Genomic DNA, 14,407 nt, shown 5'->3' on the forward strand with positions numbered 1-14,407 from the left:
CCCGTATGAGTATCCACGTATGAGCACAGGCACGACCGGAATCGAGTTAAAGACCCAACGCCGCAGCCTGGCTGAATTTGTCGAGCTGGTCTCGTCGATGCGCTTTGCCATCAGCCTGCTGACCCTGATCGCCGTCGCCTCCATCATCGGCACCGTGCTCAAGCAGAACGAGCCCATGCCCAATTATGTGAACCAGTTCGGTCCGTTCTGGTTCGCCATCTTCGACAAGCTGAGCCTGTATTCCGTGTATTCGGCCTGGTGGTTCCTGGTGATCATGGGTTTCCTCGTCGCCTCGACCTCGCTGTGCATCGTGCGCAATGCGCCGAAGATGCTCAAGGATATGCGCAGCTGGCGCGACAATGTGCGCGAGCAATCGTTGCGCAATTTCCATCACAAGATGGAATGGCAGGTGCCGCTGCCGCGCGCCGTGCTGGCACAGCAGATGGTGATGCGCCTGAAAGACAGCGGCTATGCGGCCAAAGTGGTCGAGAAGGACAACGCCACCCTGGTGGCGGCCAAACGCGGCGCGGCCAATAAATGGGGCTATATCTTTGCCCACGGCGCCATCGTCATCATTTGCGTGGGCGGCTTGCTCGACTCGGAAATGCCGATCCGCGTACAGCAATGGTTCTTTGGCAAGACGCCGTTTTCCGGCAGCGGCGTGATCGCCGACATTCCCGCCCAGCACCGTTTGAGTCTGTCAAATCCTACTTTCCGCGGCAACACCATGATCCCGGAAGGCTCGTCGAGCAACACGGCCATCATTCCCCAGGCCGATGGCGTGCTGATCCAGGATCTGCCGATCACGATTTTGCTGAAAAAATTCCACATCGATTTCTACAGCACGGGCATGCCGAAGCTGTTCGCCAGCGATGTCGTCATCACCGACCATGTCACGGGTGAAAGTTTCCCAGCCACCATCAAAGTCAACCAGCCGCTGCTGTACAAGGGCCTGGCCCTGTACCAGTCCAGCTTTGAGGATGGCGGCAGCAAGCTCAAGCTGACGGGTTTTCCCATGACGGGCAAGACGACGAAACGCTTCGATATCGGCGGCGAAGTGGGCGGCAGCACGCCGCTCGAGCGCAGCGATGGTAATTCCTACACGGTGGAATGGTCGGGTTTCCGCCCCTTCAACGTGGAAAACCTCAGCGCCGGCCAGGATGTGCGCGCCGTCAGCAAGGCGGAAAGTTTCAACGATAAATTTGCCGTCGGTCTCGATAAACGCCTTGGTTCGGCCGCAAAGAACGCGAACAACAAGGATCTCAAGAACGTCGGTCCCTCGGTGCAATACAAATTGCGCGACAAGACGGGCCAGGCGCGCGAGTACCAGAATTACATGCAGCCTGTCACCGTAGATGGCACGACGGTGTTTCTGGCCGGCATGCGCGTCAACCCCAGCGACCCGTTCAGCTATCTGCGCATTCCCGTCGATGATAATTACAGCGTGACGGAATGGATGCGTTTGCGTGCCGCGCTGCAAGATCCCGCGCTGCGCCAGCAAGCTGCCGCGCGCTATGCGGCCCGCGCCATGCCGCAGGCGAACGCGGAAGCCCTGCGCGGCCAGTTGCAGGAATCGGCGGCGAAAAGCCTGGGCATCTTTGCCGGCAATGGGCAAGAGGGCGGTTTCCTCGCCATTTCGCGTTTCCTGGAGAAAATTCCTGCCGCCGAGCAAGAAAAAGCGGCCGATATCTTCATGAAGATCTTGAATGGCAGCCTGTGGGATTTGTGGCAGGCGGCGCGCGCCCAGGATGGCTTGAAAGCCATCGAGGCCGATGACAAGCACGGCCGCTTCCTGCAGCTGGCCACGAATGCGCTGTCCGACAGCTTCTTCTATGGCGCGCCCGTGTATCTGCAGCTCGACGAGTTCACGGAAGTCAAGGCGTCCGTGCTGCAAGTGACGCGTTCGCCGGGCAAGAGCGTGGTGTACCTCGGTTGCCTGTTCCTCGTGATCGGCGTGTTTTCCATGTTTTATATCCGCGAGCGCCGCCTGTGGGTGTGGATCAAGGATGGCGAAGGCGGCAGCGAAGCGCTGATGGCCATGAGCACGCAGCGCAAGACACTGGATTTTGAAAAAGAATTTGAGACTTTGAAGGCAAAGCTGCCGCAATCGGCGTAAGCTGCGCTGAGTTGGATTGGCTGAGTTTCGGGACGCTTGCGCGTCGCCGGGAATGGAGAAAATGATGGAATTGGCAAACAAGCAAATATATACGCAGGAACCAGGATTTTTCAAGCGCCTGAGCCTGATCGATTGGCTGTATGGCGCCGGCTTGCTGGCGGCCTCCCTGTTCGGCCTGATGCGCTTCGGCGCCTTCATGGATATCTATGAAAAGACCATCCTTCTGGCTGCGGCGCCCACGTTTGCGTGGCTGGGCTGGTACTGGAAGCCCGTGCGCTGGCTGATCCCCCTGGCGGCCGTGCTGTCGCTGTTTGCCATCGAGCTGTACGCAGGCCATCTGGAGATGGCGAACCAGAAATTCTTCCTCAAATACATCTTGTCGAGCCAATCCGCCATCCTGTGGATGGGCACCCTGTTCGTGCTGTCGACCCTGTTCTACTGGATCGGCCTGGTGGCGCGCTCGGAATTCGGCTCGTCCGTCGGCTCCCTGCTGTGCTGGGCCGGCGTGGTGCTGGGCCTGACGGGCATGCTGGTGCGCTGGTACGAGTCTTACCTGATCGGTGCCGACGTGGGCCATATTCCCGTGTCGAACCTGTATGAAGTGTTCATCCTGTTTTCCTTGATCACGGCCATGTTCTACCTGTACTACGAGCAGCATTATGCGACGCGCCAGCTGGGCGCCTTCGTCATGCTGGTCATTTCGGCAGCCGTGGTGTTCCTGATGTGGTACACGGTCACGCGCGACGCGGCCGAAATCCAGCCGCTGGTGCCGGCCCTGCAAAGCTGGTGGATGAAGATCCACGTGCCGGCCAACTTCATCGGCTACGGCACGTTCGCCCTGTCGGCCATGGTGGCGGCGGCGTATCTGCTCAAGTCGAGCGGCTACCTGGTCGACCGCCTGCCGTCACTGGAAGTGCTCGACGACGTCATGTACAAGGCCATTTCCGTGGGCTTTGCTTTCTTCACGGTAGCGACCATCCTGGGCGCCCTGTGGGCGGCCGAAGCGTGGGGTGGCTACTGGTCGTGGGATCCGAAAGAAACGTGGGCGCTGATCGTCTGGCTCAACTATGCAGCCTGGCTGCACATGCGATTGATGACGGGCTTGCGCGGCCGCGTCGCGTCGTGGTGGGCGCTGGTGGGCTTGCTGGTGACGACGTTTGCCTTCCTGGGCGTGAATATGTTCCTTTCTGGACTCCATTCCTACGGCAAGTTGTAATTGATTTTTGCATGACAGAAGCGTCATGAACGGCCCGGAAAAACTGGTGTAAGGTATATCCAATCACCTTTTTCCGGAGCCGCCATGTTGATCAAGCGCAGTCCCAACGGCATTGAGTTGCCGTTTTCTTCCGAAATCACGCCGCGCGCCGTGTTTGAATCGCGCCGCAGCTTCATCAAGCAAGTAGCGCTGGGCTCGATGTCCAGTGCGGCCTTGCTGGAAATGGCCAGCCGCGAAGCGTTCGCGCAAGGCACCAATCCCAAGCTGGCTGCCAAACTCAATCCCGCCTATTCGGCGCTGGAAAAGCAGACGGCCTATAAAGACGCCACCAGCTACAACAATTTCTATGAGTTCGGCACGGACAAGAGTGACCCCGCGCAAAACGCGGGCACCTTGCGCACGCGGCCGTGGACGGTCAGCATCGAAGGCGAGGTCAAGAAGCCCATGACGCTCGATCTCGATGCGCTGTTAAAACTGGCGCCGCTGGAAGAGCGCGTCTACCGGCTGCGCTGCGTGGAAGGCTGGTCGATGGTCATCCCGTGGGTCGGTTATTCCTTCTCGGAAATCATCAAGAAGGTCGAACCGACGGGCAATGCCAAGTATGTGGAATTCATCACCCTGGCCGACAAGAAGCAAATGCCGGGCGTGGGCAGCCGCGTGCTGCAGTGGCCCTATACGGAAGGCTTGCGCATCGATGAAGCGAACCATCCGCTGGCGCTGCTGACCCTGGGCATGTATGGCGAAACCTTGCCGAACCAGAATGGCGCGCCCGTGCGCATGGTCTTGCCGTGGAAATATGGTTTCAAATCGGCCAAATCCATCGTCAAGATCCGTTTCGTCAAGGAGCAGCCGCGCACATCCTGGAACCTGTCGGCGCCGTCCGAATACGGTTTTTACTCGAATGTGAACCCGAACGTCGATCATCCGCGCTGGTCGCAGGCTTCCGAGCGGCGCATCGGCGAAGACGGTTTTCTTACGCGCAAGCGCAAGACCCTGATGTTCAACGGCTACAACGATGTCGCTTCCTTGTACGCGGGCATGGATCTGAAGAAGTTCTTTTAAGGAAAGACCATGGCCCTCAACCCCACGCCGAGACAATTGTCGCTCTTCAAAAGCCTGGTTTTTCTGCTGGCGCTGCTGCCATTCGCGCGCATGGTCTGGCTGACGTACACGGGGCAGCTGGTGGAGCCGCTGGAATTCATCACGCGCGGCACGGGCGACTGGACCCTGTATTTCCTGTGCATCAGCCTGGCTGTCACGCCCTTGCGGCGCTTCACGCAATGGAATTGGCTGATCAAGCTGCGCCGCATGCTGGGCCTGTTCGCGTTTTTCTACGCGGCGCTGCACTTCACCACGTTTTTATGGTTCGATCACTTTTTTGATGTGCAGGAAATGTGGAAGGATGTGCTCAAGCGCCCGTTCATCACGGTGGGTTTTGTTGCCTTTATCTTGCTCATTCCGCTGGCCGTGACGAGCACGAATGGCATGGTCAAGCGCCTCGGTGGCAAGCGCTGGCAGTGGCTGCACCGGCTGATCTATGTCATTGCCCCGCTGGCCATCTTGCACTTCTGGTGGATGAAGGCGGGCAAGCATAATTTCGCGCAACCGATCCTGTTCGGCAGCATCGTCGCGCTACTGTTGTTAATTCGCGTGGCTTTTGCCTGGAATAAACGCGTCAAAAGCGCCAGGATGGCGAAGGCAGCCACCCCGGTGCATTCTGCTTAAGTTGCTGGCACGATCACGGGTGGCGGCGGCACGGGCGCCGGTTCGACGGGGCCTTTTGTCGGCGCACCCTTGGCCGTCGGCGGCTTGGGCAGGTACAGGGGGCCGGGCTGGCCACAGCCGGCCATGACGCTGGAAACCACAATGGCGGTGCCGATATAAAACGCTGAGGATGACTTCACGATTAGAATCACGGTTTGATTAAGATCTTTGGAGTGTAGCATGAGCGAATCGGAATTCCTGGCCCTGGCCGAAGCCACCCTGACCCAGATCGCCACGGCGCTGGACCGGCTGAACGATGAAGACGTGCTCGACGTCGAATGCAGCCGCAGCGGCAATGTGCTGGAAATCGAATTCATCGACAACGGCACAAAAATCATCGTCAACAGCCAGGCCCCCATGCGCGAAATGTGGGTGGCGGCCCGTTCCGGCGGTTTTCACTACAAGCGCGTGGGCGATGAATGGATCAACACGCGCGACGGCTCGGAACTGTTTGCGGCCTTGTCCAGCATGGCCAGCGAGCAGGCGGGTGCGCCCGTGGTGCTGAAGTAATTGTATTAGCCGCGCGCAATAAAAAAGGGCAGCCTCTTCAGGCTGCCCTTTTTGCATCAAACGAGCTTAAAACAACTCGTTCTTGACGGCTTCTTTCGCTTTTTCTTCTTCCGGCGTGCCGCGCGCCGCGCCTTCCAGGCTGCCTACGCCCGTGCCCGGTGGATTTTCCGCATAGTAATACTCGTCGCCCACGCGGATCAGGCCTTCCGGCACGGCGCGTTCCTCGACGGGAATGCTTTTCAATGCCTTCGCCATGTAGCTGATCCAGATCGGCAAGGCCAGGCCGCCGCCCGTTTCCCGGTTGCCCAGGTTGCGCGGCTGGTCGTAGCCGATCCAGGCGATGCCCACCAGCTTGGCCTGGTAACCGGCAAACCAGGCGTCGATGGAATCGTTGGTGGTGCCCGTCTTGCCGGCCAGGTCAGGGCGCTTCAAGGCCATGGCCTTGTTGGCCGTGCCGAAGCGCACGACGTCGTTGAGCATGCTGTTCATCATGAAAGCATTGCGCTCGTCGATGACTCTGTTGGCTTCCTCGCCCGCCAGGTCCGGCTTGGCTTGCGACAGGATATTGCCATCGCTATCGGTCACCTTGGCGATCAGGTACGGGTTGATCTTGTAGCCGCCATTGGCGAACACGGCGTAGGCGCCCGCCATCTGCAACGGTGTCACGTTGCCGGCACCCAGGGCCAGGGTCAGGTACGGCGGGTTCTTGTCTGCGTCAAAGCCGAAGCGCGTCGCGTATTCCTGGCCATACTTGGCGCCGATCTTGTGCAGGATGCGGATGGAAATCATGTTCTTCGATTTCATCAAGCCCTTGCGCATGGTCATCGGGCCATCGTATTTGCTGTCGTAGTTCTTCGGTTCCCACGCCTGGCCACCCGTCTGGCCCGCGTCGAACGAGATCGGCGCATCGTTGATGATGGTCGCTGGCGACAGGCCCCGTTCCAGCGAAGCGGAATAGATGAAGGGCTTGAAGGCCGAACCGGGCTGGCGCCACGCCTGCGTGACATGGTTGAACTTGTTGCGGTTGTAATCGAAGCCGCCCACCATGGCGCGAATGGCGCCGTCGGTGGTGCTGGCCGAGACGAACGCCGATTGCACTTCCGGCATCTGCGTCAAGACCCAGGCGTTGTTTTCTTGCATGACGCGGATCACGGCGCCGCGCTTGATGCGGCGGTTCGGCGCCGCTTTTTCCGACAGCCAGGCCGCGCCGAAGGTCAGGCCGGGGCCGGTAATAGTGATTTCCTCCCCGGCCGACGTGACTGCCTGCAACGATTTGGGCGATGCTTGCAGCACCATGGCGGCGATGATGTCGTCGCTGTCCGGGTGATCGGCCAGTTCCGTCTCGATGGCGTCGTCCGCTTCGGCCTTGGTTTTCGGAATCTCGATATACGCTTCCGGGCCGCGGTAGCCGTGGCGTTTCTCGTAATCCATCACGCCCTTGCGCAAGGCGATGTAGGCGGCGTCCTGGTCGGCCTTGGTGATGGTGGTGTAGACGTTCAGGCCGCGCGTATACGTGTCTTCCTTGAATTGCTCGTAGACCAGCTGGCGCGCCATTTCCGACACGTATTCCGCGTGCACGCCGAAGGCGCTGCTGTCGGTCTTCACTTTCAGCTCTTCATTTTTCGCTTCTTCGAACTGCGCCGGCGTGATGTAGCCCAGCTGCGCCATGCGCTGCAGAATGTATTGCTGGCGCATGCGCGCGCGTTTCGGATTGACGACGGGGTTGTAGGCCGACGGCGCCTTCGGCAAGCCGGCCAGCATGGCCGCTTCGGCGACGGTGAGATCCTGGATATTCTTGCCGAAATAGATTTGCGCGGCCGAGGCGAAACCGTAGGCGCGCTGTCCCAGATAAATCTGGTTCATATACACTTCGAGGATCTGGTCCTTGCTGAGGTTTTTCTCGATTTTCCATGCCAGCAAGACTTCATACGCCTTGCGCTTCAAGGTCTGTTCGCTGGACAGGAAGAAATTGCGCGCCACCTGTTGCGTGATGGTCGAGGCGCCTTGCTTGGCGCCGCCCGTCAGGTTGTGCAGGGCCGCGCGCGTGATGCCCAGATAGTCGACGCCGCCATGTTCATAGAAACGGTCATCTTCGATGGCCAGCACGGCTTTCTTCATGACATCGGGAATATCCTTGATATGCACCATGTTGCGCCGTTCTTCGCCGAACTCGCCGATCAGCACACTGTCGGACGTGAACACGCGCAGCGGCATTTTTGGCTTGTAATCGGTCAAGGTATCGAGCGCCGGCAGGTTCGGATAGGCCATGGCCAGGCCAAAGACCACCAGCAAGACGCCGACGATGCCCAGGCCCAGCAGCGATACCAGTGCCATCAGCAGAAAACGTTTGGGTTTGCTGCCCTTGGTGGGCGGCTTCGAGCCAGCGGAGCCAGCGGAGTTTGAAGATGTCATGCGTCGTATGTCTTTCGGTTAATTATGCCGGCCAATTATAAGCGAGCTTGCCGGGGTGGCAGCGCGCCGTGGCGCTTGCCTGGGGGAGTGTGGAAACTTGTCGATACTCTATATAAGCGTGTATTGGCCCGCTGGCAACCAGGATTTGGTAACAATTATTCTGCGCCAGATCACGGCCGGGCCAGATAGGCGCCGCGCGCCGCAGACAACAGCGTGAAATCCGTTTACAAGCCAGCGCTGCCAGGACTAGGCTTGCGGATGGCAGCAACCCCTCCCACGCTGACGTTTCTCTATGAAAAACATATCCATCCGCAGTTTTCTTGGCATCGGTTTGCTGGGCGTCGACATGGCGGACGATGCCGTGCGCGTGGTCGAGTTAAGACGCCGGCGGGGAAAACTGTCATGCCGGCATAGCGGCAGCGCCGCGCTGGCGGCAGGAGTGATGCTTGAAGGTCATGTCGAAGATCCGCAGGGCTTGGCCAGCGCCGTGCGCCTGGCATGCCGCAACAGTGGCAGCGCCTGCACCCGCGTGGCGCTGGCCATGCCGGCCACGGCCCTGATCACGCATGCGATCCGCCTGCCCGCCGGTTTGCCGGAGGAACAGCTGGAAATCCTGGTGGAACTGGAAGCGGCCCAATACATGCCGTTTGCGCTGGAAGACGCCAGCCTGGATTTTTACCAGCTGGGGCCGGCGCCACCGTTTGCCGGCCAGACGCAGCAGGAGATCGAAGTGCTGCTGGTGGCGGCGCGGCGCGCCAGCGTGCAGCGCCGCCTCGATGCGGCTACGGCGGCCGGCTTGACGCCCGTCGTCATGGATAGCGAGGCGCTGGCCCTGCAGGCGGCACTCGCGCAGGGTGGCTGGCAAGCCTTGCCGGACGGCGGCCTCAGTTATCAGCTGGCCTGGGGGCTGGCGTTGCACCGGTACGCGCGATGACGGCCGTGGCGCAAGTGCCAGGCATCAACCTGTTGCCGCATCGCCAGGCGGTACGGCGCCGGCGCAGTCAGCTGCTGCTGTGGCAACTGGCCTGTGGGGCGCTGCTGGGATTGCTGTTGGCCCTGGCGGCAGGCACCTGGCTGCAGCAGCAGCTCGACGCGCAGCTGCGCCGCCAGGAGGGCTTGCGCCATGCCATGCAGCAGGTGAATGCCGTCCTCGTCTCCGGCAAGCGGGTGCAGGGCGAGACGGCGGCGCTGCTGCTGCGCCAGCAGGCCATTGCCAGTTTGCAAGAACAACGCAATGCCTGGGTACGCATGCTGGACGCGCTGGCGCGGGCGATGCCGGCCGGTGTGGCTTTGCACAGTGTGCGCCAGGAATCGGCGATGGTGCGCCTGCAAGGGCATGCCATTTCGCAGGAAAAGGTCGCAGCATTGCTGCAGGCGCTGGAGCAGGCAGCACCCTGGTCCCGGCCGGCATTGGTGGAAGTGCGGCTGGAAGGGCCCCGCGCGGCAGAGGGCGCCGTGGAATGGACGATACGGCTGGCGTTGGCACCCGCTGGGCAATCTTAGTCTGTGGAGGTTGATCATGCTGAGCTTGAAGACCGCGTCGCTGTGGCCGCTGCCCGCGCGCCTCGCTTGCGCTGCCCTGGCCGGTACGCTGGTGGCCGCGCTGCTGCACGCCACCTGGCTGGCTGGACTGGTGGCCGCCGTGCAGGTGGCGCAAGGAGAGGAGGGCCGCTTGCGCGCCGGGTATCTGGCGGCGCAAGCCAGGGCGAGCCAGTTGCCGCAGTGGCGTGCGCAGCGGCGCCAGGCTGGCGCCGAGCTGGCCCAGCTGGAACGGCAATTGCCCGACCCGCAGGCGATGGCGCTGTTGTTGACGGACATTAACGCCGCAGGCCAGTCGCGCGGCCTGCAAGTTTCGCTGTTCAAACCAGGCGCGGCCCGGCCGCAAACGCCGTATGTCGCCTTGCCGATCGCCATACAGTTGCGCGGCGGCTATCACGCCATGGGCGCGTTGCTGGCGGACCTGGCGCGCCTGGCGCGCATCGTCACGGTGCATGAGCTGGCCTTGACCCTGGGCAAGGATCGCTTGCTGACCCTCGATGCCGTGCTGCACGCGTATCGCTTGCCCGCAGCGGGGGAGCTGGCGGCGCAAGCGGCATTGCCTCCAAAGACCGGCGCGCCAGCATGGCGCCCGCTTGCCGCTGTCGCGCCGCAGCCGTACGCGGCCGCTGCCTTGGCCGACCCTTTTGGTGCCTTGCTGGAGGCAAGCGCACCGGCTCAGCATGGCGGCGTGGCCGGACCCGACCCGCGCCGCGTGCGCGAGCCGCTGGAAAGCGTCGCCTTGCCGGCCATCAGCATGGTCGGCAGTGTGCAGCAGTCTGGCCGCCTGAGCGCGTTGCTGCTGGCGGGCCAGCGCGTGTACCGGGTAGCGGTGGGCCAGTATCTGGGGCCAGACCACGGCCGGGTCACGCAAATCAGCGAACAGGCGCTGCAGTACAACGAGTTGCTGCCGGACGCGGGTGGCGGGTGGCGCGAGCGGCATGGCAGCCTGTCCCTGCAAAAACCGGGTGACGCCAGGGCCAGTGTGCCGGAGGCCACGCCATGAAGCCGTCTGTGTGGATGTGTTCGATGTATTGGCTATTGCTGCATGGTGCCGCCTTGGCCGGTGACGAGGCGGTGGTGCAGGTGACGGCGCCGCGCCTGTATGCCGGCGAGAAAATCTCCGTCGATTTCCAGAACGTGGGCGTGCGCGCGGCTCTGCACATCCTGGCCGATGCGTCGGGGCAAAACATCATCGCCAGCGACAGCGTGACGGGCAACCTGACGCTGCGACTGCGCGACTTGCCGTGGGACCAGGCGCTCGACGTTCTGTTGCAGGCGAAGGGACTGGACATGCGGCGCAATGGCAACGTGCTGTGGATCGCGCCGCGCGAGGAAATGCTGGCGCGCGAAAAACTGGAACTGGAGCAGCGCGCGCAGATCGCGGAACTCGAACCCTTGCAATCAGCCATCTTCCAGCTCAATTACCAGAAGGCGGAAGCGTTCCGCAGCGTGTTCGGCCTCGATGCGGGGGAAGGGCGTAGCCGGTTGCTGTCGCGCCGTGGTAGCGTGCTGATCGAGCCGCGCACAAATCAGTTGTTCGTCAGCGACGTGCCGGCGCGCCTGGAGCAGATCCGTCAGCTGATCGCCAAGACAGATATTGCAACGCGACAAGTGATGATCGAGGCGCGCATCGTCGAGGCGAACGACAGTTTCAGCCGCAACCTGGGCGCGCGCCTGGGTTTTACGGACCAGCGCCTGGCAGCAGGCCAACTGCCCGGTTTTTCCCTGGGCGGCAGCGGACGCCGCGCGGCCATCGGCGGCACGTATCAGGGCGTGGGCGAGGCGACGGGGCAAACGGTGGCAGGCAGCAGCGCTTTCGTGCCGAACACGCAATTCGTCAACTTGCCGGCTGCCAGCATTAATGGCTTGCAACCGGCCAGCTTCGCCCTGAGCCTGTTTTCGGCGGCCGCCAACCGCTTCTTGAACCTGGAATTGTCCGCGCTGGAAGCCGATGGCAGGGGCAAGATCATTTCCAGCCCCCGCGTGGTGACGGCCGACAAGGTGCTGGCGCTGATCGAGCAGGGCATCGAATTGCCCTACCAGGTGGCTACCAGCAGCGGCGCCACCTCGATCACGTTCCGCAAGGCGAACCTGCGCCTGGAAGTGACGCCGCAGATCACGCCGGACGGCAACGTGGTGCTGGAAGTGGATGTGAACAAGGATAGCGTGGGCCAGGAAACGCGTTCCGGCTTCGCCATCGACACCAAGCATGTGCGCACGCAGGTGATGGTGGAAGACGGCGGCACGGTGGTGCTGGGTGGCATTTATCAGCAGTCCGAACGGGGCACGGACAGCAAGGTGCCGCTGCTGGGCGACATCCCCGTGCTCGGTGTTTTTTTCCGCAGCACGGGCCGCAGTCAAGAAAAAACGGAACTGATGGTGTTTATTACGCCGAAAATAGTGGCAGATCGGCCAGCAACACGTTAATGTCACATCTTTACGTTTAAGTAACAATGCAAACGAAAGCGGACTGATGGCGACTATGCGGAATTTCTCTTTAGGCAATACTTCTTGGAGTAGGGCATTGAATTGGCTGGCTTTGCTGGTCTTGAGCACGGTACTGGCCGCGTGTGGCGGCGGTGGCGGTGATCCGACCATTGATGGCGGTAATGGCGGTGGTACGACGGGCGGCGTGGCCGCGACGGTCACGGTGAGCCTGTTGAACGCAGCCGACCAGCCTGGCAGTACGCTAAGCAGCACTGCGCCGCTGACGGCCAAGGCGCTGGTGGTCGATAAAAATGGTGCTCCGATCAGCAATACGGTCGTCACTTTCGCTTCCGATCCCACACTGGTAAAGCTGTCGTCGACCAATGGCACGGCGCTGACGGACGCCAAAGGCTATGCCAGCATCACTGTCTCGGCCTTGAATGCGACGGTCACCGGTGCGGGCAAGCTGACGGCCACTGTCGCGGCGGGCACCGCCATGGTCACCGGAGAGGCTAGCTATGAAGTCAAGGCGGCGCAGGCTGCGGGCGCCAAAATGACGCTTTCCTTGCTGAACGGTAATAGCGCCAGCAATGCATTGTCGAGCGCCACGCCGCTGACAGCCAAGGCACTGGTGACCGATTTGAACGGCAAGCCAATCACCAACGCCCTGGTCGCGTTCTCCACTGACAACACCCTGGCCGTCATGTCACCATCGGTAGGAACGGCACTGACCGATGCGACAGGCACGGCCAGCATCACGCTGCGGCCATTCAGCCTGTCCGCCAGCGGCGCGGCCACTTTGCAGGCGACGACGACGGCCAATGGCGCCGTCGCCAGCAGTCAGATCAATTATGTGCTGGGAGCGACCGACCTGAGTGTGGAGAACATGCGGTTTTCGCCCGCCAGCATCGCGGCCTATGGCACCACCAACGTCACGGTCGATGTCATGGCTGGTACCAGCCTGTACACGGGATCAGGTCAGACGGTCAATTTCAGTTCGACTTGCGTGCAGGTCGGCAAGGCTAGCGTGACCAGCGGCGTGCCGGTAGTCAATGGCAAGGCCACAGCTGTTTTCCGCGACCTGGGCTGCAATGACTATGATATGGTCAATGCCACAGTGATGGGCAGCGCTTCCATGTATCACGCGACGCTGCCGATCGGCCGCGTCGCGCCGGCATCGGTACAGTTTTCCGCCGTCAGTCCGGTAGGAAAATCGATCGTGATTAAAGGCCAGGGTGGTCTGTCGCGCATGGAAACGGCCACTCTCACATTCCGCGTCGTCGATACCTTCGGCAAAGCGCTGGAGGGCCAGGAAGTCACGTTTGAGCTGGTTAATGGCCCTGGCATGACTTTAAATAAAGACAAGGACACGAGCAAAGCCAACGGCGAAGTCATCACGACCGTCAATTCCGGCACCACCCCGACCACCTTCCGCGTCAAGGCCAGCCTGGCCTCCGGCGTCTCCACCTTGTCCGACTCCGTACTTGTCTCCACCGGCTTGCCGGTGCAAACAGCGTTTTCGCTCAGCGCCGTCAAGTCCAGCGTGGAAGGCTGGTCGTATGACAGCCCCGTAGGCACCCCTGCCACAACCGTCACTATCTTGCTGGCGGATCAAGCGGGCAACCCCGTTCCTGACGGCACGCCAGTGGCATTTCAGAGCAATTTGGGCGCCATCGGCTCGTCCAGCATGGGCGGCTGCACCACCATGAACGGCGGCTGCTCGGTCGACTTTCGCAGCCAGAACCCGCGCGTGGCGACCAATCCGCCGGTCACGCCCTGCAATGACGTCAGCAATGGCGGCACGCCCGACAGCCTGTGGCCAGGCTTGGCAACCGTCTGCGCCAGCACTTCGGACGGCAGCAAGACGCTGTTCGCGAAGATCGCCATCTTTTTAAGCGGTAGTCATGCCGACAATGTCACGCTGTTTGATCAGTCGGCCCAGGTAAGCCTGGATCGCAGCACTTATGATCTGGGGAGCGTTTCGGCCTCTGCAGTGCGTCAATTCAGCCTGCGATTGAGCGATTTGCATCAAAACCCCATGCCTTCCGGGACGACTGTCGCGATCACGAACATGATCAATGGAGTCGGCTCCATCACCCCGGATAGCATCCAAAATATCTATCCGCACAACACGCTTGGCGTGGATGACCGTACCGGAGGCAACATTCAAGGTAACCAGGGAAGCCGGCATGCCGTTACAATTAACAGCCTGACGCCGACAAATTGTGTAGCGAATGTGGTCAGCACGTTTAATGTAACAGTGACGACGCCGCTGGGTAACGCCACCAGTTACCCGTTTAGACTGACATTCTCCTGTCCTTGACGCAAGGGGAAACGGGCGCCGTAAAGGCGGTGCCCGCTTATTTTCTGATTGATATAAAAAGTGTCTGAAATTTCCAACAGTAATATTTTCCTTGTCGGCC

11 protein-coding genes and 1 pseudogene are annotated in these 14,407 nt (G+C 61.2%); 10 read left to right on the forward strand and 2 right to left on the reverse strand.

Going from position 1 to position 14,407, the window contains the following annotated elements:
• Positions 1-19: 19 nt before the first annotated feature.
• The 4 genes from CNX70_RS03425 to CNX70_RS03440 all read left to right on the forward strand — a co-directional run bounded on the left by CNX70_RS03425 (position 20) and on the right by CNX70_RS03440 (position 5,057).
• Positions 20-2,116 (forward strand): cytochrome c biogenesis protein ResB, encoded by a 2,097-nt coding sequence (locus tag CNX70_RS03425; protein ID WP_096233443.1) that lies wholly within the window; start codon positions 20-22, stop codon positions 2,114-2,116.
• 64 nt (positions 2,117-2,180) lie between these two features.
• Positions 2,181-3,332 carry a c-type cytochrome biogenesis protein CcsB gene (gene ccsB / locus CNX70_RS03430; RefSeq protein ID WP_096233445.1) on the forward strand — a complete coding sequence of 384 codons (1,152 nt, stop codon included), beginning with the start codon at positions 2,181-2,183 and terminating at the stop codon, positions 3,330-3,332.
• Positions 3,333-3,416: 84 nt separating this feature from the next.
• Positions 3,417-4,394, forward strand: a complete 978-nt coding sequence (gene msrP, locus CNX70_RS03435; protein ID WP_096233447.1) for a protein-methionine-sulfoxide reductase catalytic subunit MsrP — start codon at positions 3,417-3,419, stop codon at positions 4,392-4,394.
• A 9-nt stretch (positions 4,395-4,403) separates the two neighbouring features.
• Positions 4,404-5,057 carry a protein-methionine-sulfoxide reductase heme-binding subunit MsrQ gene (locus tag CNX70_RS03440; protein WP_096233449.1) on the forward strand — a complete coding sequence of 218 codons (654 nt, stop codon included), beginning with the start codon at positions 4,404-4,406 and terminating at the stop codon, positions 5,055-5,057.
• Here the strand turns inward: CNX70_RS03440 and lptM are convergent.
• Positions 5,054-5,236 carry an LPS translocon maturation chaperone LptM gene (gene lptM, locus CNX70_RS03445; RefSeq protein ID WP_096233451.1) on the reverse strand — a complete coding sequence of 61 codons (183 nt, stop codon included), beginning with the start codon at positions 5,234-5,236 and terminating at the stop codon, positions 5,054-5,056. The genes CNX70_RS03440 and lptM overlap by 4 nt on opposite strands.
• 40 nt (positions 5,237-5,276) lie before the next feature.
• Between lptM and cyaY the strand changes: the two genes are divergently transcribed.
• A complete protein-coding gene (gene cyaY, locus CNX70_RS03450; protein WP_071079755.1) occupies positions 5,277-5,606 on the forward strand; it encodes an iron donor protein CyaY in 330 nt (109 codons plus the stop codon).
• A gap of 66 nt (positions 5,607-5,672) precedes the next feature.
• On the opposite strand, the gene CNX70_RS03455 is transcribed toward cyaY, so the two are convergent.
• Positions 5,673-8,018, reverse strand: coding sequence for a penicillin-binding protein 1A (locus tag CNX70_RS03455; RefSeq protein ID WP_096233453.1), 2,346 nt, complete (start codon positions 8,016-8,018; stop codon positions 5,673-5,675).
• A 292-nt stretch (positions 8,019-8,310) separates the two neighbouring features.
• Between CNX70_RS03455 and pilM the strand changes: the two genes are divergently transcribed.
• The 5 genes and pseudogenes from pilM to CNX70_RS03480 all read left to right on the forward strand — a co-directional run bounded on the left by pilM (position 8,311) and on the right by CNX70_RS03480 (position 14,307).
• Entirely contained in the window at positions 8,311-8,952 is a 642-nt protein-coding gene (gene pilM / locus CNX70_RS03460; protein WP_096233456.1) for a pilus assembly protein PilM, read from the forward strand.
• A gap of 5 nt (positions 8,953-8,957) precedes the next feature.
• Complete coding sequence (locus tag CNX70_RS03465; RefSeq protein WP_167389604.1) at positions 8,958-9,521, forward strand: PilN domain-containing protein; 564 nt, start codon at positions 8,958-8,960, stop codon at positions 9,519-9,521.
• 16 nt (positions 9,522-9,537) lie between these two features.
• Positions 9,538-10,560, forward strand: a complete 1,023-nt coding sequence (locus CNX70_RS03470) for a pilus assembly protein PilP (RefSeq protein ID WP_157750889.1) — start codon at positions 9,538-9,540, stop codon at positions 10,558-10,560.
• 98 nt (positions 10,561-10,658) lie between these two features.
• Positions 10,659-11,984, forward strand: a pseudogene (locus CNX70_RS03475) (type IV pilus secretin PilQ); the annotation flags it as partial.
• Positions 11,985-12,081: 97 nt separating this feature from the next.
• Positions 12,082-14,307, forward strand: a complete 2,226-nt coding sequence (locus tag CNX70_RS03480; RefSeq protein WP_167389605.1) for a hypothetical protein — start codon at positions 12,082-12,084, stop codon at positions 14,305-14,307.
• Positions 14,308-14,407 lie beyond the last annotated feature (100 nt).

The organism is Janthinobacterium svalbardense (assembly GCF_002327145.1).
Lineage (GTDB): Bacteria > Pseudomonadota > Gammaproteobacteria > Burkholderiales > Burkholderiaceae_D > Janthinobacterium > Janthinobacterium tructae.